General features: G+C 65.8%; 2 protein-coding genes. Both read left to right on the forward strand.

All coding sequences use genetic code 11. From position 1 onward, the window contains the following. The coding region (locus tag MKD38_RS30920) for a proton-translocating transhydrogenase family protein (RefSeq protein ID WP_252682463.1) at positions 1–237 on the forward strand (237 nt) is incomplete at its 5' end. Continuing rightward, the coding region (locus MKD38_RS30925; RefSeq protein WP_252682465.1) for an NAD(P)(+) transhydrogenase (Re/Si-specific) subunit beta at positions 237–439 on the forward strand (203 nt) is incomplete at its 3' end. The genes MKD38_RS30920 and MKD38_RS30925, both read left to right, overlap by 1 nt.

A 439-nucleotide genomic window follows, 5' to 3' on the forward strand; every position in this document is an offset into this window, starting at 1 on the left:
CTGATGGCGGTAACCAACGCGATCTCGGCCATCATCATCGTCGGCGCCATGCTCGCCGCGGGCCTGACCGAAGGCGGCGTCGGGCGCGTGATGGGCACGCTGGCGGTGGCACTGGCCGCGGTCAACGTGTTCGGCGGCTTCCTGGTCACCCAGCGCATGCTGGAGATGTTCAAGAAGAAGGAACCGAAGGCGAAGGCGCCCGAGGGCAAGCCGGCACTGGCCAAGGAGGGCGCGTGATGGCGGGCCTTGTCAGCATGAACCTCGTCACCCTGCTCTACCTGGTGGCCTCGGTGTGCTTTATCCAGGCGCTCAAGGGGCTGTCGCACCCGGCCTCGGCGCGCAAGGGCAATGCCTTCGGCATGATCGGCATGGCCATCGCGGTGGTCACCACGCTGGTGCTGATCATCAAGCTGAAGAATGAATTCCTCGCGGCGGGCAC

It is taken from the genome of Cupriavidus sp. WGlv3, assembly GCF_023952475.1.
Classification (GTDB): Bacteria; Pseudomonadota; Gammaproteobacteria; order Burkholderiales; family Burkholderiaceae; genus Cupriavidus; species Cupriavidus phytorum.